This window comes from Chelativorans sp. (assembly GCF_031180965.1).
Lineage (GTDB): Bacteria > Pseudomonadota > Alphaproteobacteria > Rhizobiales > Rhizobiaceae > Chelativorans.
The window spans coordinates 71,394-89,564 of the sequence record NZ_JAPSLH010000009.1; the positions used below are offsets into that span (position 1 = coordinate 71,394).

The 18,171-nt window shown below is 64.1% G+C and carries 16 protein-coding genes; 14 read left to right on the forward strand and 2 right to left on the reverse strand.

Annotated features, from left to right (window positions below; genetic code table 11):
* The first annotated feature begins 67 nt into the window (after positions 1–67).
* From RIN79_RS09365 to RIN79_RS09395, 7 genes are read left to right on the forward strand one after another with little or no spacing between them, the layout of a single operon-like run.
* The gene (locus tag RIN79_RS09365) at positions 68–1,261 is read left to right on the forward strand and encodes an ROK family transcriptional regulator (RefSeq protein ID WP_309084383.1); all 1,194 of its coding nucleotides are present in this window, start codon (positions 68–70) and stop codon (positions 1,259–1,261) included.
* Positions 1,262–2,623 carry a hypothetical protein gene (locus RIN79_RS09370; protein ID WP_309084384.1) on the forward strand — a complete coding sequence of 454 codons (1,362 nt, stop codon included), beginning with the start codon at positions 1,262–1,264 and terminating at the stop codon, positions 2,621–2,623.
* Complete coding sequence (locus RIN79_RS09375) at positions 2,616–4,661, forward strand: TIM-barrel domain-containing protein (RefSeq protein ID WP_309084385.1); 2,046 nt, start codon at positions 2,616–2,618, stop codon at positions 4,659–4,661. Before RIN79_RS09370 ends, RIN79_RS09375 begins: the two co-directional genes overlap by 8 nt.
* 42 nt (positions 4,662–4,703) lie before the next feature.
* Entirely contained in the window at positions 4,704–5,942 is a 1,239-nt protein-coding gene (locus RIN79_RS09380) for a sugar ABC transporter substrate-binding protein (protein WP_309084386.1), read from the forward strand.
* A 4-nt stretch (positions 5,943–5,946) separates the two neighbouring features.
* Positions 5,947–6,891: a sugar ABC transporter permease gene (locus RIN79_RS09385; RefSeq protein ID WP_309084387.1), complete on the forward strand. Its 945-nt coding sequence runs from the start codon at positions 5,947–5,949 to the stop codon at positions 6,889–6,891.
* Positions 6,891–7,790 carry a carbohydrate ABC transporter permease gene (locus RIN79_RS09390; protein ID WP_309084388.1) on the forward strand — a complete coding sequence of 300 codons (900 nt, stop codon included), beginning with the start codon at positions 6,891–6,893 and terminating at the stop codon, positions 7,788–7,790. Before RIN79_RS09385 ends, RIN79_RS09390 begins: the two co-directional genes overlap by 1 nt.
* Positions 7,791–7,807: 17 nt before the next feature.
* Complete coding sequence (locus RIN79_RS09395) at positions 7,808–8,935, forward strand: mandelate racemase/muconate lactonizing enzyme family protein (protein ID WP_309084389.1); 1,128 nt, start codon at positions 7,808–7,810, stop codon at positions 8,933–8,935.
* Positions 8,936–8,942: 7 nt separating this feature from the next.
* Here RIN79_RS09395 and RIN79_RS09400 read toward each other — a convergent pair whose 3' ends face one another.
* Entirely contained in the window at positions 8,943–9,332 is a 390-nt protein-coding gene (locus RIN79_RS09400; RefSeq protein ID WP_309084390.1) for a RidA family protein, read from the reverse strand.
* A 278-nt stretch (positions 9,333–9,610) separates the two neighbouring features.
* Between RIN79_RS09400 and RIN79_RS09405 the strand changes: the two genes are divergently transcribed.
* The 6 genes from RIN79_RS09405 (at position 9,611) to RIN79_RS09430 (ending at position 14,480) form a co-directional block, all read left to right on the forward strand.
* Complete coding sequence (locus RIN79_RS09405) at positions 9,611–10,438, forward strand: creatininase family protein (protein ID WP_309084391.1); 828 nt, start codon at positions 9,611–9,613, stop codon at positions 10,436–10,438.
* Positions 10,438–11,856, forward strand: coding sequence for an FAD-binding oxidoreductase (locus tag RIN79_RS09410; protein WP_309084392.1), 1,419 nt, complete (start codon positions 10,438–10,440; stop codon positions 11,854–11,856). The genes RIN79_RS09405 and RIN79_RS09410 overlap by 1 nt, the downstream gene beginning before the upstream one ends.
* 64 nt (positions 11,857–11,920) lie before the next feature.
* The gene (locus RIN79_RS09415) at positions 11,921–13,195 is read left to right on the forward strand and encodes an amidohydrolase family protein (RefSeq protein WP_309084393.1); all 1,275 of its coding nucleotides are present in this window, start codon (positions 11,921–11,923) and stop codon (positions 13,193–13,195) included.
* Positions 13,196–13,405: 210 nt separating this feature from the next.
* Complete coding sequence (locus RIN79_RS09420; RefSeq protein ID WP_309084394.1) at positions 13,406–13,657, forward strand: DUF982 domain-containing protein; 252 nt, start codon at positions 13,406–13,408, stop codon at positions 13,655–13,657.
* A gap of 129 nt (positions 13,658–13,786) precedes the next feature.
* On the forward strand, positions 13,787–14,050 hold the full coding sequence (locus RIN79_RS09425; protein WP_375165905.1) for a DUF982 domain-containing protein: 264 nt from the start codon (positions 13,787–13,789) through the stop codon (positions 14,048–14,050).
* A gap of 106 nt (positions 14,051–14,156) precedes the next feature.
* Positions 14,157–14,480 carry a DUF982 domain-containing protein gene (locus tag RIN79_RS09430; protein WP_309084396.1) on the forward strand — a complete coding sequence of 108 codons (324 nt, stop codon included), beginning with the start codon at positions 14,157–14,159 and terminating at the stop codon, positions 14,478–14,480.
* A 19-nt stretch (positions 14,481–14,499) separates the two neighbouring features.
* On the opposite strand, the gene RIN79_RS09435 is transcribed toward RIN79_RS09430, so the two are convergent.
* Complete coding sequence (locus RIN79_RS09435) at positions 14,500–15,384, reverse strand: bile acid:sodium symporter family protein (protein ID WP_309084397.1); 885 nt, start codon at positions 15,382–15,384, stop codon at positions 14,500–14,502.
* A gap of 251 nt (positions 15,385–15,635) precedes the next feature.
* Here RIN79_RS09435 and RIN79_RS09440 point away from each other — a divergent pair, with 251 nt between their 5' ends.
* Positions 15,636–18,125, forward strand: coding sequence for a PBP1A family penicillin-binding protein (locus RIN79_RS09440; protein ID WP_375165903.1), 2,490 nt, complete (start codon positions 15,636–15,638; stop codon positions 18,123–18,125).
* Positions 18,126–18,171 lie beyond the last annotated feature (46 nt).

Here is an 18,171-nt window from a genome sequence, read left to right on the forward strand (position 1 = left end):
CTCCCATATTGACAGTGGCCCATGCTAAAGCACAATAATTACACAGTGTAAATATAACGGGATCTCAATGGCGGGACGGGCGGCACCCAGGAGCAGGCGTGAGACGCGTGCCGTCGTGCTTGAGAGCCTGCTGCGCAACGATGGCGCATTCCGCCCCCATATTGCCCGGGAGACGCAACTCACCGAGGCGAGCGTCTCGCGCATCCTCGCCGAATTACGCAATGAAGGAATCGTCCAGGAAATCCGGCAGCCGGCGCCTTATCTTGGCGGACCCACGGCTCTCGTTACACTGAGTAAGAATATTCCGATCGCCGGGATCGAACTTTCCAACAACCGGCTTTCATTCGGGATCGGCGATCTCGGCGGCAACCTGGACTATGTCGAACGGGTGCCAGTCTCGCCGCAGCTCAAGCAGGCCGAGTTCGAACGGCTCTTCGTTGATTGCCTGGCGACGATGGACCAATGGACCTGCAGGCGCGGCATCGCTGTCCGGCAGGCGGCCTTTTCACTGCCGGGCTACGGCAGCGCGGACACCAATGCAATCTTTCCATGGGACATGCAGCGCCTGCGGGGCTTCCTGGCCGAGGCGCTGGAGGGCGTGCCGCTCGCTGTAACCAATTCCGTCATCGCCCAGGCGGCGTTCCATCGCTACTCGGACCGGGACGCTTATCCGGCGGTGGGGGACCACCTCTTCCTCTTCGTCGGACATGGCGTTGCTGGCGTTATCGTCAACGAGAGCGCGCCGATCGAGGCCTTCTCGCCCTTCGAGCTCGGCCATATGGTGCTGGAGCGGGGCGGCGCGCTCTGCCGCTGCGGCCACCGGGGATGCCTCGAGGCCTATACCTCCCTGGCGGCCGTCTCCGAGATCATCGGTCTTCCGGAAACCGAGGTCCTGCAGCGGGGAGATCGCTTCATAGACACGCTGAACTTCGACCAAGGCGCGCGCGAAAGGCTGCGCGAGCGCCTGTTCCTGCTTGGGCTCGGCACGGGAAATGCGCTTAACCTGCATCCGCTCCCTTCCGTGGTCGTCAGCGGTTGGCCGTCGCTCCTTTCCCCCGATGACAGGGAGGCGATCATGGAGGGGATGGACCAGAGCCTGCTCGGCGGCTTCGACCCCGAACGTCTGGGGATCTCATTCATCGCGCCGTCGATCGGGAATGATCCGCGGGCGGCGCTTTACTATGCGGCCTATTGTTTCGTGCGCGCCGGCGGGCTGGACGCAAGGTCCGAGCAACGCCCGCTCGAAGAGGAGAATGCCTGAATGACGGTGCTGCACGATACCGAAGGCGGCGGCCGCGGAACCGACAGACATGTGGGCATCCTCTTCGTTGCCTCTCCCCTTTTCTCTGAAAGCGCGGCGAAAGATCTCGTCGGGCGGACCAAGGCACTGGCCGAAAGCGGCGCACTTCAGGGAAGCCTGCGCGTTGCAGGCACGCTTGCGCGCGACCGCGCGAGCTGCGCCGAAGCTCTGCGATCGCTCGATCTGGAAAGCCTGGATGGACTGATTGTGCAGCTCTCAACCTTTTGCACGGCCGAGCTTCTGCACGAGTTGCTCGCGCATATAGGCCACCGCAGCATCCCTCTCGCACTCTGGGCGCTGGAAGAAGACAGCGAGATCGTGACCAATTCCCTTTGCGGGGCGCAGCTTTGGGGTTCCACCCTCTCCCGCTTCGGCCGCCGCTTTTCGCTTCTCGTCGGCAATCCCGATGATCCGCGCATCGCCCGAGATCTGGCCGCTTTCGCGGCGGCCTCGCGGGCGCTGGCGAAGATCACAGGCGCGCGCGTGGCGCTGATCGGCGCCCATGCCGAGTGGTTCACGAATCTCGCCGTCGATCCTTGGGCGCTGAAACAGGCTCTCGGGGTAACCATCGAGCAGACGACGCTGCTCCGCTTCCTGGAGGGCTGCAAGGCGGAAGAAAGGGCGGAAAAAGCTGCGGCGATGCGCTGGGCCGGCGCGCGCTTTGACGGCGGCGACGAGGAGAACGGGCGCCATACTCTCGGCAGCACCTATGCCAGGCTGGAAGCGGGGCTGGAGAGGATCGCGGCGGACGCGATCGCCATTCGCGACTGGCCCGAAATCCTCTACGCGCCGGAGTTCCGAGGCACGTGGGGCGCGTTGGGAGAACTTTCCGATCGGGCAGTGCCGATCGCGCCGGAGGGCGATGTCATGGGAGCCGTGACGGCGCTCGCCATCCGCGGCTTTGATGCCGCCTCCCTCCCCTTTCTCACCGATATTTCAGGGTTGGACCGCGCCAACAACCGCCTGGTTCTCTGGCACTACGGGGTGAGCCCCCGGCTTGCCGACGGCACCCGCTGGCTGGATTCCGTCCTCAAGCAGGAAAGCTTTTCGCTCAAGGCGGGACCGATGACGCTGCTGCGGCTTTCGCTGCGCAATGACGGCAAGCTGCGCATCTTCGTGGCCGAAGGCGAAATCGAAGCGGAGCATCCGAAGGCAAACCGGGCCGCAGGCTACTTCCGCCCGTCCGGCATGGAGGCAGAAGCCTTTGTCCGCCGCTTTATCGAGCAGGGCTACGAGCACCATGTGACTGCCGTCTATGGGCATTGGGCGGATGCGACGCTCCATCTAGGGCGCCAGCTCGGGGTCGAGGTCGACCATGCTTGAAGGCGCGTGCTTTTCCGATCTACTGCCGAGCGGGGCACCGTACCGCCCGGTACTCATCGGCTGGCGCGCCGGATCCGGCTCGTGGACGGATATTCACTTCGACGGGAACACGGAACTCAACATCCAGGTGACGTCCGGCGACGAGGGGCGGAGCATTCGCGTAACCGCCGCCAGGCCCGGCGCCGCGGCCATGCAGATCGCCTTCCCTGTTCCGGCCAGTTTTCAGGCCTTCGGCGGCGGCGAGCGGTTCGACACGCTCGATCTGCGCGGCCAGACGGTCCGCTACTACCTGGAGAATTTCGGCCTGGGCAACGGGACCTATCTCCCGAGCCCGTGGATCGCCACCACTCTGGGCTACGCGGTCTTCCTCGCGGATGAAGCGCCGGCGGTCCTCCACATCGCGCCGTCCTTCGATCCCAACCTGCTGCGCATCCAGGTCGAAGGCGACCGCCTCGACTTGGAAATTCATCTCGGCAACGTTCCCGAACTCTACGGGCTGCTCATCAAGAGGATCGGGCCGCCGCTGATGCCGGAGGACCACTTTTTCAGCCTGTGGAAGGCGGGCGACTGGCGCTTCGAGAATGCGAAAACGGTCGCGGACGATGTGAAGGGTTACGCCGAAATGGGCCTGCCGCTGGGCGTCAAGCTCATCGACGCCTATTGGGCGAGCGAGGTCCATTCCTTCTCCTTCGACACAGAAAAATACCCGGACGCCAGGAGCATGGTGGCCGATCTCAAGAATAAGGGCACCGATGTCTATCTCTGGCTCTGCCCATGGGTGGTCGTCGGCACCCGCTCCTTCGAGCATGCGAAGGCGAAGGGCTATGTGATCGCCGATGCGGAAGGGCGGCTTATCACCCGGCGTCCCGGCGCCAATCCCAATGTGGTCGCTGCGCTGATCGACTTTTCGAACCCGGAGGCGCGGGCCTGGTGGACAGACAGCCTGCGCCGTCTTCTTCGACAGGGCATCAAGGGGTTTAAGGCCGATTTCGGCGAGCAACTGCCCGAACATGCCGTCCTGAAGTCCGGCGAGACCGGCGGGCGTGCCCACAACGCGTTTGTGCGCTATTATCTTGAAGCGACGATCGATGCCTTCGATGGACGCACCCCGGCGATCATCAGCCGCTCCGGCTCGCCGCGCGTGCGGGCTCCCATCTGGAGCGGCGACCAGACCTCCGACTTTTGTCCAAAGACCGGGCTGCCATCAGCCATCCGCGCGGTGCAGAGTGCCGCCCTCTCCGGCTGGTCTTTCATCGGCAGCGATCTCGGCGGCTATTTCGGCACGCCGACGCCGCAGGTTTTCGCGCGCTGGACCCAATTTGCCTGCTTCACGCCGCTGATGATGCTGCACGGGCTCGGCTGCCGCGAGCCGTGGGACATGGATGAGGGATCGGCCGCGATCTACAAGCGCTTTGCCCGCCTGCATCTGGCGCTGCTGCCGACGTTTCAGCACTATGGCAGGCTCGCGGCGCAGGGGGGACCGCCGCTCCTGCGCATGATGCCGCTCGCCTTCCCCGAAACGGACTGGCGCGGCGTCAACGACTGGGACCAGCAATTCATGCTGGGCGATGATCTGCTCGTCGCCCCCGCCGCCTTCTATGGCAACACGCGGGCGGTCTATCTGCCCGCGGGCGACTGGTACGACGTGCTTGCCGGCGAATGGGTGCGTGGCCCCGCCTGGCGCATCCGCGACGTGCCCTTGCAGGATATCCCAATATTCGTGCGCGCCGGCGGCAGCATCGTCCTGGCGGCCGACGCCGCGAAGCGTGAGGCGCTGGCCGTGAGCTTCGTCCATCCGGAGCAGTATGGCGACACCACCATCGGACTTGGTGCCCTCCCCTCCTCGGCTGAAGATGGCTGGAACATCCGCTGGGTTGGCATCGCCGGCACGAAAGGGCGGGCGCGCATCCGCGGCGCGACCGCAACAGGCGGCTCGCGGCTGCAAGCCGAGGTCGAGGACTGGTTTGGGACGGATATCGCGTGGTCGGCAGTAATGGACGGCGGGGCGCTTGAAATCACGCTGACAGACGCGCCGTAGCGCGCCATCGACAATGAAGCTGAATAACGGAGGAGAACAGCGATGAGCAAAAATGGAACGTGGAAGACGAGCGCGGCGGGTATAGCCCTCGCTGTGGGTATGGGCATGTCGCCCGCCATGGCCGACAATGTCGTCCTGTGGGTAAATTCGCCGCTGGCATCCGCCCCGGACGCGCCGATCTATGAAGAACTCCAGGCCTTCGAGGCAGAGACCGGCCACGCGGTCGAAGTGCAGCCTGTTGCGCATATGGAGATGGAGCGCAACCTGTTCGTCGCGCTTTCCGGCGGCGCGGGTCCCGACGTCATGGCGCTGGACATCGCGTGGGTCGCCGGACTGGCAGATGCAGGTCTTCTCGCCGACCTGACCGAGAAGTCGGAGCCGCTCGCGGCGCAATTCCAGAAAGGCCCATTCGCCAGCGGCCGCTTCGAGCAGAAGCAGTACGCACTTCCGCTCTACACCAACAATGTCGCGCTCTTCGTCAACGACAAGATGCTGGCCGAAGCCGGAATCGAAAAGGCGCCAACGAATTGGGATGAGTTTCGCCAGGCGGCGATCGCCATGACCGACGAGGAGAAGGGCACCTATGGGCTAACATTCGGGGGCGGCCGCATGGGCGCCTTCCAGCTCTACAGCTATATCTGGCAGAATGGCGGGGACATCATCGACACGGAAGGGAATGTGCGCGTCGGCGAGGCGGGCGCGGTGGGCGCGGTCGATTTCCTTGGCAAGCTCTACACCGAAGACAAGGCGATGCCGGAAGCGGTGCTTACGGCTGGCTCCTGGGACGAGGTGAACGCGCCCTTCATCCAGGAGCGCGCCGGCATGCTGGTCAGCGGCGATTGGGCTATTTCCGCGCTGAAGAACGGCAATCCTGATCTCGACTGGTCTGTTCACCCGCTGCCCGCCGGCAAGGAAGCGGCGACCGTGATCGGCGGTTATGATCTCGCCATCAACGCCAATAGCTCGGTTCCCGATGCGAGCTGGCAACTGGTCGAATGGCTGACTGGCCCGCGTGGCGTAGAGCTGATGCGCAAGTATAACCGCCTCTCGGCGGCCGCCGGCGCGACCGCGCCCGAGGCGATCGCCTCCCTGCCGGAGGAGATGCGGCCCTTCATGGAGCAGGCAGACGCCGGCCGCGCCCGCCCCGTGGTTGCCCAGTGGAGCCAGATACACAACGAGATCATCGCCAATGCCTGGGATTCCGTACTGCGCGGTACCCCCGCCCAGGAGGCGATGGCCGAGGCGGACAAGCAGATCAAGGCCCTTGTTGGACAGCAGTGACGGAATGACACCGCGCACCCTTCCCGGACGCACGCTAAGGAATACTTGGTCCTCAGTCTTCGAGACCGGGTGGGGTGCGCACGCCTATCCGTACCTGATGGTACTGCCGGCGGTGGTGGTTGTTATAGGGGTCGTGGTCTACCCGCTCGCCTCCGGCATCATCACCGCCTTTTATGACGTGACGCTGAGGACATTGAACAGCGGTTCGGCCGAGTTTGTCGGCTTGCGGAATTTCGAACGCGTCCTTGCCGATCCTGCCTTTGTGCAGGCCTCGGTAAATACCGTCATCTGGGTGGTTCTCAACGTCGTCGTCCAGCTCGCGCTGGGATTGGCGCTCGCGCTGCTTTTGCACAGAGCCATGCCGGGCATCGGCTTCTTCCGCTCCGGGATCCTCGTGCCCTGGGTGGTGCCGAGCGTGGTGGCGGTGCTCACCTGGAGGTGGATGTACGACCCGAGCGTTGGCATCGCCAATGAGCTTCTCGTGCGGCTGGGGCTGATCGACAACTATCACCCCTGGCTAGGGGACACCTCGACGGCGCTTTATGCGGTGACGGTGGAGAGTATCTGGAAAGGCACACCCTTCGTCATGCTCCTGCTTCTTGCCGCCCTGCAACTGGTGCCGCGCTCGATCCTGGAAGCCGCCTCCATGGACGGCGCGTCGGGCTGGCGCAAACTCTGGTACGTTATCCTCCCGCAGATCCGCGTCTCCTTTGCCATCGCGGCGGTGCTGACCTTCATCCTCACGGTCAACAACTTCAACGCCATATGGCTCATGACCGAAGGCGGGCCGCTGAACTCGTCGGAAATCCTGTTCACGCTCGCCTACAAATACGGCTTCAAGCGCTTCGACCTCGGCATGGCGTCAGCCGTAGCCACGATGCTGTTTGTCGGTCTCGTTATCGCCACCACCGTCTATCTGAAACTCATCCAGGCGCGCGAGGGCGACTGATGGAGGCCGCAGCCATTCATGAACGCGAGCAGGAGAAGCTTGCAGCGAGGCCGAAAAGCCGTGCGCTGCGCCTGCCCAGGCAGGTCCGCACAGGATTGCTCTACCTTTCCCTCTGGATCGCCTTCATCTGGGCAGTCTTCCCCTTCTACTGGATGATAGCCACCTCGATCCGTGGCAAGGAAGAGATTTTCCAGCGTCCGCCGAGCCTCCTCCCGCATACGGTGACGATCCAGAACTATGTCGATCTCCTGGTCGGCGCGCAGTTCTGGCGCTACGCCATGAACAGCCTGATCCTGACCTTGGGCGTCACGATCATCAGCGTCCTCATCTCCGTGACTGCCGGCTATGCGATGGCCCGCCACCGCTTCAAGGGCTCGGTGATGCTGCCCCTCTTCATGCTCTATGGGCAGATGTTCCCGCCGGTGCTGCTGCTCATTCCCTTTTACGTCCAGCTCCGTTTCCTTGGCTGGCTGGACAGCCTGTACGGGCTTACCCCGGTTTATCTGAGCTATATGCTGCCGCTTTGCGTATGGCTTATGCGCGGCTTCTTCTCGCAGGTGCCCCTCTCGCTGGAGGACGCCGCCCGCATGGACGGCTGCACGCGCTGGCAGGCCTTCTGGAAGGTTATCCTGCCGATGGCGCGGCCCGGCATCGTCGCGGTCGCCACCTGGGTGATGATCCACACCTGGAATGAGTTCCTCTATGCCAGCACCTTCATCCTCAGCGAGAAGAAAAGGACGCTGCCGCTGGGCCTTAGCGGCCTTATCGGCCAGTACACGACCGACTGGGGCGTGCTGATGGCGGGCGGCGTGATCACAGCGGCCCCCATCCTGCTTGTCTTCTTCTTTCTGCAAAGACACCTGGTCTCCGGCGTCGGCGGGGGCGCGGTGAAGGGCTGAGTTCGAGCGGAGCATTCATGACCAAGATCAAGCGCATCCAGGCTTTCCCCCTCTCCTGCCCGACGCCGGGCGGAGCGGTCTTTGCCGTCGGACGCTCAGCCAAGCGCGACATGGTGCTCGTGCGCATCGAGACGGAAGTCGGCATCGTCGGCTATGGCGAGGCGCATCATGCGCAGACGCCGAGCACGATCGCCGCGTTCATCAACGACGCGCTCGGGCCCTCGCTCATGGGCATGGATGCGCATGAGACCGAGGCGATCTGGAAGAAGGCCTATCACCACTTCATCGCCACCCATGGACCCGGGGCGGCGGCGGTGATCGGGCTCAGCGGCGTCGATCTTGCGCTCTGGGACATCAAGGGCAAGGATCTCGGCCAGCCGGTCTGGCGGCTCCTCGGCGGCAAGCGCCGACCGATCCCCGCCTATGCGGGCGGCATCAGCCTCGGCTTCCAGCCGCCCGACGAGCTGAAGCGCGAGGTGGAAGGCTTCATAAAGCGCGGCTACAGCTTCATGAAGCTCAGGGTCGGCGACACGCTGGAGAGGGATCTGGAGCGCGTGACCGCAGTTCGCAAAGCGTTCCCTGAACTCGCGCTGGCCGCCGATGCCGGTACGCGCTACCGCACCGCGGACGTCGCGCGCATCGCGGAGATCTGCGAGGCGGGCCGCCTCGTCTGGCTGGAAGAGCCTTTCACGCCGGACAATCTGCCCGGGTACCGCCGCCTCAAGGAAGTGACCGCCACGCCGCTTGCGGCGGGCGAAAACCACTTCACGCGCCATGAGCTGCGCCAGCTCATTTGCGAGCAGGTGATCCAATTCGTGCAGGCCGATTGCTGCAAGACGGGCGGCATCACCGAAATCCTCAAGATCGCGTCGCTGGCCGACAGCTGGCATCTGCAATTCGCGCCGCACACCAGCGCCTCGGTGCTTTCCACGGCAGCTTCCGTGCACGTGCTCTCGGTGGCGCCGAATGCGTTCATCTATGAGGCGGACGTTTCCGCGATCAACGCCTTCCGCGACGATCTCGGCACGCCGTTTGAGATCAAGGATGGGACAATCATCGCCCCGGAGGGACCGGGACTGGGCATCGAAATCGATGAAAGCTTCGTTGCGAAATATCCGTTCATCCCCGGCGCTTCCTATCAGTAGGAGCTGGCTATGCGGGAGCAGCCGCGACGGCCTCGACCTCCACGACGAATTCGGGGCGGCTGAAGCCCGCCACGATCATCAAGGTGGATGCGGGATATGGCGCGGCGAAAAGGCGGTTGCGGACCTCCATATAGGCTCCCATGTGCTCGCGGGCGGTGACGAAGGCATTGATGCGCACAATGTTGGAGAGGTTCATCCCCTCCTGCCTGAGCACCGCCTCGATATTGGCAAAGCAGAGCTCAGCCTGGGCGGTGCACCCGTGGGGAACGCTGCCGTCGGGCGCGACGCCAAGCTGCCCGGAACAGAAGAGCAGCCGCGAATTGCCTGGAACGAGCACGCCGTGACTGTAAGCGGAAAACGGCGCGGCAATGTCGGGAGCGTTGATCGACTTCAGCATTGTTCAAATCCTGTCCAGGGTTCCGGCGCGAGTGGCGGCGGTGGCCGCCGAGACGCGCTCCAGTTTTGCAAATTATTGACCGGGCAAGAAAATTCGCCTAACCCTCGGCGACCCCATGGCACAGGGCTAACAAGGAACGAGCCGCAACTCAACTTGATCGTGGAACGATCATAAGGAGGCGCGTCGTGCTCGTTCATTCGGACCGAAATCCTCTCTCCCGGGTCAGCCGCCGGCTCAGGACGAGCCGCCGCGACCTCTGCTTTCCGAAAGAAGTAGCCATGACTAGCCGCAGCGCCCGGTGGGCCGATCTTACGCACCTGGATTTTGCCACTCTGGACCGGAACCGCGCGATCGCCGTGCTGCCGGTCGCCGCCATTGAGCAGCACGGACCGCATCTTCCGGTCTCGGTGGATGCGGATATCGCCGATGCGGTGACCGAGCGCACGCTTCCCCTGCTCGATGCCGATCTGACAGTGCTCTTCCTTCCCAGTGTCGGCTACGGCAAAAGCAACGAGCATGCGGCCTTTCCCGGTACGCTGACGGTCTCGGCAGAGACCCTGATCCGCGTGCTGATGGAGATCGGTGAGAGTGTCGCCCGCGCCGGCATCAGGCGGCTCGTGCTCTTCAACACCCATGGCGGGAACAGCCCGGTGCTCGACATCGTCGCCCGCGATCTGAAGATCGCGCATGGGGTCCGGACGGCCGCGTGCCACTGGTACAATTTCAACGAGGCTGATGCCGCGACCGACCGGTCTGAGCAGGCCTTCGGCATTCATGCCGGGCTGGTCGAGACCAGCGTGATGCTGGCGATCAAGCCTGATCGGGTGCGTATGGAGCGCGCGGCGGATTTCAGGAACGCGGCGGGTGACTGGCAGGGCCGCTATGCACGGATCGGGCTGACCCCGGGCCGCGCGCGGCCCGGCTGGGTCATCGAAGACCTCAACGAGGACGGGGCCTGCGGGAACGCGGCGGCGGCGACACGGGAGCTTGGCGAGCGGCTTCTCGAGACGGCGTCGCGCAATTTTGCGGCCTTTCTCGCTGAATTCGACCGCTTCTGCCGCGACATGGAGGAAGCGCGGCCAAGCAGCGGCGACGGGAGGAATTGATGTCCATCTCCGGCAAGACCACGATCGACTGGCAGGCCTTCAGGCAAGCGCTTGGCGACGTGGAAAGTGTCGATACGCCTTCCATCGTCAAAAAGCGCTCGCGCGACTTCTTCTGGTACAGCCCGATTCTCAACCGAGAGCTAGCCGGCCATTTCGGCGACCTGGTGGTCGTGCCGCGCGATATCGGCGAGCTCAAGACCTGCATCGCCACAGCCTTCGATTGGAACGTGCCGACGGTCGTGCGCGGCGGGGGGACCGGCAATTACGGACAGGCGGTGCCGATGGATGGTGGCCTGATCATCGACATGACTAGCATCAACCGCATCCCCGAAATCAGCGGCGAAACAGTGCATGTGGAGGCGGGCTGCAAGATCGCTGCGATTAACAAGGCGCTGCACGAGCATGGCCGCGAGCTGCCGATCTTTCCTTCCACGGAGGCGATCGCGACGATCGGCGGCTTCATTGCCGGCGGCTCCGGCGGCATCGGCTCCATAACCCACGGAATGCTGCGTGACAGAAAGAATATCGAGTCGATCGCGGTGCTTTCGATGGAGAATCCGCCGCAGCGCCACCTCTTCGAAGGCGAGGAGATCGCCTCGATTCACCATGCCTGGGGTCTGAACGGGATCATCACGGATCTCGTGCTGCGGACCGTGCCGGCGCGGAACTGGATGAATGTCATTGCCTCCTTCAGCACCTACCGACAGGCTTTCGAAGCAGCCGTCGAAATCGGCTCAAGCCGGAACTTCGAGCTCAAGCTGCTGACGACCATTGACGCTGGGATCGCCGCCTCGATCCACAGCCTCGGCGCGCTCGGCCAGGGCGGCCGCGCGCTTCTCCTTGCCATGGTGGACGATGCGGATGCGTTGCGGGACGTCGTGCGCGAGCGTGGCGGAGAGGTGGCTGTCGCCGCCGATGCGGCCGGACTTGCGGCGACTGGCCTGCCGCATCTGTCCGAATTCTCTTACAACCACACCACCCTTCAGGTGCTCAAGAACGACCGCAGCGTCACCTATCTGCAGGTGACCGTCCCCCCGCCGCTCGATGGGCGGAAGATCGAGGCGCTGCAGGCCGTTTTCGGCGACGAAGTGATGATGCACCACGAGTTTGCGCTTCTGCGCGGGCAATTGGTGGCCTTCGACCTTCCGGTGGTGCGCTATTCCTCCGACGAGCGGCTGTTCGAGCTGATGCGGATCTACGAGGCGCATGGCTGCCCAACCTCCAACCCGCACGTTCCCTATGTGGAGGGCGGCTCGATGAAACCGGACTACCGCCACCTGGCATGGAAGAAGCGGCTCGATCCCAAGGGGCTGCTCAATTCGGCCAAGTCCCGGCGCTGGAACGAGGTGAAGCATCTCTCCGCCGACGAAATCGAACAGCTTCCGAGCAGGGTGCCGGCCGCGGAGACCGCGGCATGAGGCCCGGAACGGCACTGCGTAAGGGCGAACGCTCCCACAGAGTGGTTGCACAATCTCGGCGGCGATGCGGGACCATCTGGGCGAGATGACAGACGGCGTTTACGGAAATGTTCGGGTGCCGCGCTCGTTGGTTGCCGACGAGAGCCGCTTCGGCGGCCGCCTGGAGGGGGACTGCCTTATCGGTGACCTCGTCGTGAGGGACGGCAAAGTGGCGGGGATGGCTCGGGAGGGAAGCGCGCCGCTGGATCTTGAGGGCCGCATCCTCACCCCGACGCTTGTGGAAGCCCACTGCCACCTGGACAAGTGCTTCACGGCCTCACGGCTCGATTTTGCCGGCGGCACGCTTCTCGACGCCATCGACGCGCAGGCGCGGGACAAGGCGCACTGGACGCGCGAGGACATACGCGCCCGGGCGCTGCGGGGTCTTGAGGAACTCTGGGCCTCCGGCTGCCGGTTTGCGCGAACGCATGTGGATTGGGCCGTCAATCCGACCGATCCGTCGCACGCCCCGCTTGCCTGGGAGGTGCTGGGCGAGATCGCTGAGGAATGGCGGGACAGGTTCACCCTCCAGAGGGCAGCCCTCCTGCCCATCGAGGCCTTTGCGGCGGAGGAGATCGCGACCCCGCTCGCCGCTCGGGTCGCGCAAGACGGCGGAGTCCTCGGCGCCTTCGTCTTCGGGCAGGACGGAGCGCGGGAGAGCGTTCGCAGGATGGTCCGCGTCGCCCGTGACCATGAAATCTCCCTTGACTTCCACGTCGACGAAGACCTGTCGCCCACGCTTAAAGGACTGGATTTCGTTGCGGAAGCCGTGGCATCGGAGCGCTTCGATGGGCCCGTCCTCTGCGGCCATGCGTGCAGTCTGAGCACGATCGAAGGAGACCAACTCCACCGGCGGATCGAGCGCATCGCCGAGGCTGGCCTGACGATCGTCTGCCTCCCCACCAGCAATCTCTATTTGCAGGACCGAGGAGCCGGCACGCCGACGCGCCGGGGCATCACCCGCGTGCAGGAGCTGATTAAGAGAGGCGTCCCCCTCGCCTTCGGGACGGACAATGTGCGCGACGCCTTCTGCCCGATCGGCGCGCACAACCCCTTCCAGAGTCTCGCATTCGGCATCCTGGCCGCCCAGTTGGAGCCGCCCGCTGGCCGCTGGTTGCCCTGCATCACCCATGCGGCCGAACGAGCTCTCGGGTTTAAAGAGACGATGGTGGAGGGCTGCCCGGCCGACCGGCTGCTTCTGTGGCACGCCCGTGAGACGGCCGACCTCCTGGCGTCATCGCCTGCCCGCCCGCCGCAAGAACTCCCGGCGACATTGCGCCGCGCGCGGCGGCGTAGTTGAACGGCTTCGCCCACATCCACCGACCGGATTACAGCTGCCAATCGTCATCGCCCAGAGAAGTGCGGGGCCAGCAAAGCCCTTGTCGCATACGCGCGCTGGCTTCACGGAACTCTTGCCGGCAACGTCGTTACGGCGGCGTGGTATTGTCAGTGTTTCACAGTCGTTTCAATTCGTGATCAAACTCGAACTAGTCCTCAGCGTTGCTGTTGTATGAATAGCAACAGATGGAATTTACCTGTTCCTGTCAGAGATGGACAGGACATCGTGTTCGAGATCAGATCAGTGCGTCATGCTGCCGAATTTCTTATTCTGCACTGGCCTGACTCTGACAGAGGATCCTGGAAACACTTGGCAGCTCAAATTGCGTGCCTGGATGTACTTGAATCCGAGCGCGAGCCCGAACATGCCCGTCGGGCTTTTGTGGAAGCGGCAAAGGCCGCCGGCATACTGGCCGAGGGATGAGCAGTGGCGACGGATCAAGAAATGTCACCGTCCGTGTGCCGGCCGTGAACCTTTCCCGCCCTTAGACCGTTCTGAAGCGGCGAAAGGAACACTCCGATGTATGCTGCGCAGTTTGCGCTCCCGGTCCGCATCGTTCTCTCGCCGGGAGAGCCGGTTACAGAGGTCTATAGTGCCGACGAGGCACTGGACTTGTTGATGGGCTGGCCCAAGCAGGAAAGCAGAATTTTTCAGAAAGCGGCAAGCGCTTGCCTCGCGGCCACTGCGGATCCGGCGCTTTCGGAAGAGGCGCGCAAGGCGTTCGTCACCTTCGCGAATGCTTCTGGAATTATCGCGAGAGATGTCCCGCTCGACAGTCTCTACGAAAATGGCGAATTGAAGCCTCTCTATCGCTGAATGTGCTTCTCCGCATTACTGATGGCAAGATAAAGCCACATTCCGTTGGAACATAATCTGCGGCTCGACGTTTGTTCTCTCTCTTGGGCGGCAGTCGGAAGTCAAAATGTCAGTTGGGGTAATCGATCCTGCAGGCCGCGGGGCCGCAACACAGGACCGCGTGGCCAGGCCGGCACAGGCGCCGCGCCACCGCATGTTCCACAAGCCGGTGGTTATCGAAAGAAGACGCATCGATCGTGACCGCGTCGTCTTGAACACGAAGGTGGCGCTCGACTCGCTGGTCCACGAATGGCCGGCAATGGACTGTCCGCACCGCGCCCGGGCCGTGAAGACGTGCCTGGCGGTCATACGCGGCGAGCAGCCGCCTTCGGCCGCGCGCCGCGCCTTCGTCGCAGCCGCGAAAGCTGCCCGGATCCTTCGCGAAGCCTAGCCGCAAACGTCGCTTGCGATCAGCCGCGCCCCGGCACCGAAACGGCCGGGCGGCTGTTGAGCAACAGCACGACGATCCCGCCGACAACATACGCAACAAGTCCATACAGGGCCGGCGGTATGGCCATGTCCGGATTGTCGAGCATGTATTCGCTAAGTGCCATCGTGATAACCAAGGCGGCATTGTGGATGCCCGTCGCCATAGTGAGCGCGATGGCCTGCTGCCGTTCGACGCCTGCCAGCCGCGGAACGAAATAGCCCACCGAGAAGCTTATCACATTGAAGGCGACCGCTGTGGCGCCGAGAATCGGCCCCCAAACCAGCAGCAGCTCCCAATTTCCGATGAGGGCCGCCAGCACCACCGCCGCGATGAACAACGTTGCCAGCAGCTTGACGGGGCGCTCGAGCCGGCTTGCCAACGCCGGATAACGGTTGTGGATGAAGATGCCGATCATTGCCGGCACGATCGCGATGGCGAAAATCTGCAGGACGTCCTTCAACTGGACCGTCACGATCTCCGCCTCGCCATAGAACAGGCGCAGCGCCACACCCGCCATGATCGGCAGGTTGGCCAGGGCGACCAGCGAGGTGACGGCGGCAACGGTTATGCTGAGCGCCACGTCGCCGCGCGCAAGATGCGTATAGAGGGAAGCGGAGGTCGCGCTGGGGCTTGCGGCAAGCAGCATCATACCCGCCGCGATAGCCGGCGGCAGATCCGACCAATAGACGAGGAGCAAGCAGACAAGCGGCAGCACCAGAGCCTGGCAGAGGACGCCGATGATCACCGGCTTTGGCCTCGAGAGTATCCGCGTGAAATTCTCCAGCCTCAGCGATAGGCCGAGGCCGAGCATTATGATGAACAAGGCCACTGGAAGGCCGACGCTTATTGCCACGCTGGACTGCATTATGCCCCCGAATCGCTCGGATAGAGGATCCGACCTCGTGTAGAAAAAACGCTCCTTGGGCTGAAAACAAGGTGGGCCACAAGCCGCCACCACCGGGTCGACATTTCGGCAACACTTTTAGCGAAATTGCCGTCTTCCGGCCCACCCGCACGCCCCGGCGGAAACCGATGTTGCGCAACTTCGTTGACGGTCTAGCGCAGCTGCCCCACGGCAGCTGTTCCGGCGGCACCTGGCGGCGACGGAGGGATTTGATGGCGGAAGCGACCGGCACACCGAAAGGGCAAGGCGACGGACAGGAGCCCGGCGGCACTCCTGCCGAACCTGCCGGTACGGCGCCCCAATCCGGTTTCTCCGAAACGCGCGGCGCTCTGCGGCAGTTCGGATCCGCCCTGCGGCACGATATCGGCTCGGCCTGCCGCCGGCTCGCAGGGAAGTTCCGGTCGAGGCCGGCCTACCCCCTCACGGAGCGGACGGCGCCCCGGCGCAGGAGCGCGTTCTTGCGCGCAATGCGTGGAATGGCCGTCCTGCTGCTTCTGGGCGTTGCCGTCGGCATCGGCCTGCTGGCTTGGGCACTGCAGGATATTCCTTGGGAGGATATCGCCGACGGCTCGCTTAAGCCGGTGGTCGTGCTTGAGGACGCGGACGGCCAGCAGCTTGTCAGCCAAGGTCCTTACCAAGGCGCGTATGCAACGCGCGAGGCCTTCCCGCAGCACCTCGTCGACGCGGTGCTGGCAGCCGAGGATCGCCGCTTCTATGACCATTTCGGCCTTGATCTAAGGGGGATCAGCCGGGCGTTGGTGACCAATCTGCGGGCCGGCATGGTTGTGCAGGGCGGCAGCACGATCACGCAGCAGCTCGTCAAGATCATGTATCTCGAGCACGACCGCACCTTGAAGCGCAAAATCCAGGAGGCCGTCATCGCGATCTGGCTGGAGCGCAAGCTCGGCAAGGAAGAAATCCTTACCCGCTATTTAAACAATATTTACCTCGGGGCAGGCGCGACCGGGATGCCTGCTGCGGCCCGCGTCTACTTCAACAAGGACGTCGGCGCCCTTGATCCGGTCGAATCGGCCATGCTGGCCGGCCTCATCCGCGCTCCCTCGCAGCTCAATCCTTTGGAGAATTTCGAGGGGGCGCGGAAGCGTGCCGAAGTCGTGCTGGACACTATGGTGGCCGACGGCAAGCTCGACCAGGCAGCGGCTGACCGCGCCAGGCAGGATTTCGCGGAACTGCACCCGTCCCGTCCCGTAGCACGGTCCGGCAGCTGGTTCGCCGACTGGGTGAGCGACGACGCGCGGGAGATCGCCGGCCCCTATCGAGGGACCATACGCGTTCAGACGACCCTCAACCCGCGCCTGCAGGTCATTGCCGAACGGGTCGTGGCCGAGACGCTGGAGCGCGACGGCGCAGCAGCGGGCGCCTCCCAGGCGGCACTGGTGGCGATGACACCTGAGGGCGGCGTGCTCGCGATGGTAGGCGGCCGCAGCTACGAGGACAGCGAGTTCAACCGCGCCGTCGCGGCCCGCCGCCAGCCGGGCTCGGCCTTCAAGCTCTTCACCTTTTACGCCGCGCTTAAAACCGGAATTTCACTCGACGACATCGTCGATGACGCGCCGATCAAGATCGGTGATTGGGAACCGGAGAATTTCACCGGTGAGTATTTCGGGCCGGTCACGTTGGCGGAAGCCTTTGCACGCTCCCTCAATGCGGCGACCGTCGCGCTCGCCATGGAGGTGGGCATCGACAAGGTGATCGCCGCCGCGCGGGAGCTCGGCATCGATGCGGAGCTCGGCGAAACCCCGAGCGTTGCCCTCGGCAGCTATGAAGTGAGCCTGCTTGATCTTACCGGTGCCTATGCGTCGGTGCGCGCAGGCAAGGCGCCGATCGAGCCGTGGGGAATCGCCTCTTTCCACGCGGATGGCCAGCCGCGGGCGTTCAGCGTCGGTGCTTCAAAAGAGGCGGAGATCGATCTTGCTCCCTATCAAGCCTCCCTCGTCCAGCTGCTCCAGCTGGTGGTGGAGCAAGGGACTGGCCAAGCCGCCGCGCTCGACGGGTTTGCCGCCGGCAAGACGGGCACCAGCCAGAATTTCCGCGACGCCTGGTTCGTGGGCTTCACCGAGCCTCTGGTCGTCGGCGTCTGGGTCGGCAATGACGACGAGACGCCGATGCAGGAAGTAACCGGCGGAAACCTGCCGGCGCAGATATGGCGCAATTTCATGACCGAGGCACTGCAGGAGCTTGGCGGGAGCGGCGGCGCGATCCTTCCACCCCCGCCGGCGGCCGAAACCCCGGCCGAGGCTCAGCCGGGCATCGTCTCCGTCGAAGAGGATGCCGGGCAGACCGGGAGCATTCTGGTCCAGCCCGAGTCCGGCACCGACCAGCCGAGCCAGACCGTCTCGGGGCAGATCATCCCTCCCGAACAGGCAGCCCCCGCCTGCAATATCGAGGCTTGTTCCAGGATGTACCGCTCGTTCCGGGCGTCGGACTGCACCTATCAGCCCTTCAGCGGGCCGCGCCGCATGTGCATGGAGGCGCCGATCGGGCGCAGCGTACCGGTGGGTACTGTTGAGCAAGCTGGCGGAGAGCACAGCGTGATCCCGGCGGGCGCCGCCTCCGCCGTCGGCGAGGGACAGCTCATGGCCTGCAACTACCGCGCCTGCGCGCGAGCCTACCGCTCGTTCCGGCCATCGGACTGCACCTACCAGCCCTACTCCGGACCGCGGCAGATCTGCGACAGGTGATCGCCGTCGGGTGCTACCCCACCGCGGCGCCACAATGTCTGACTTT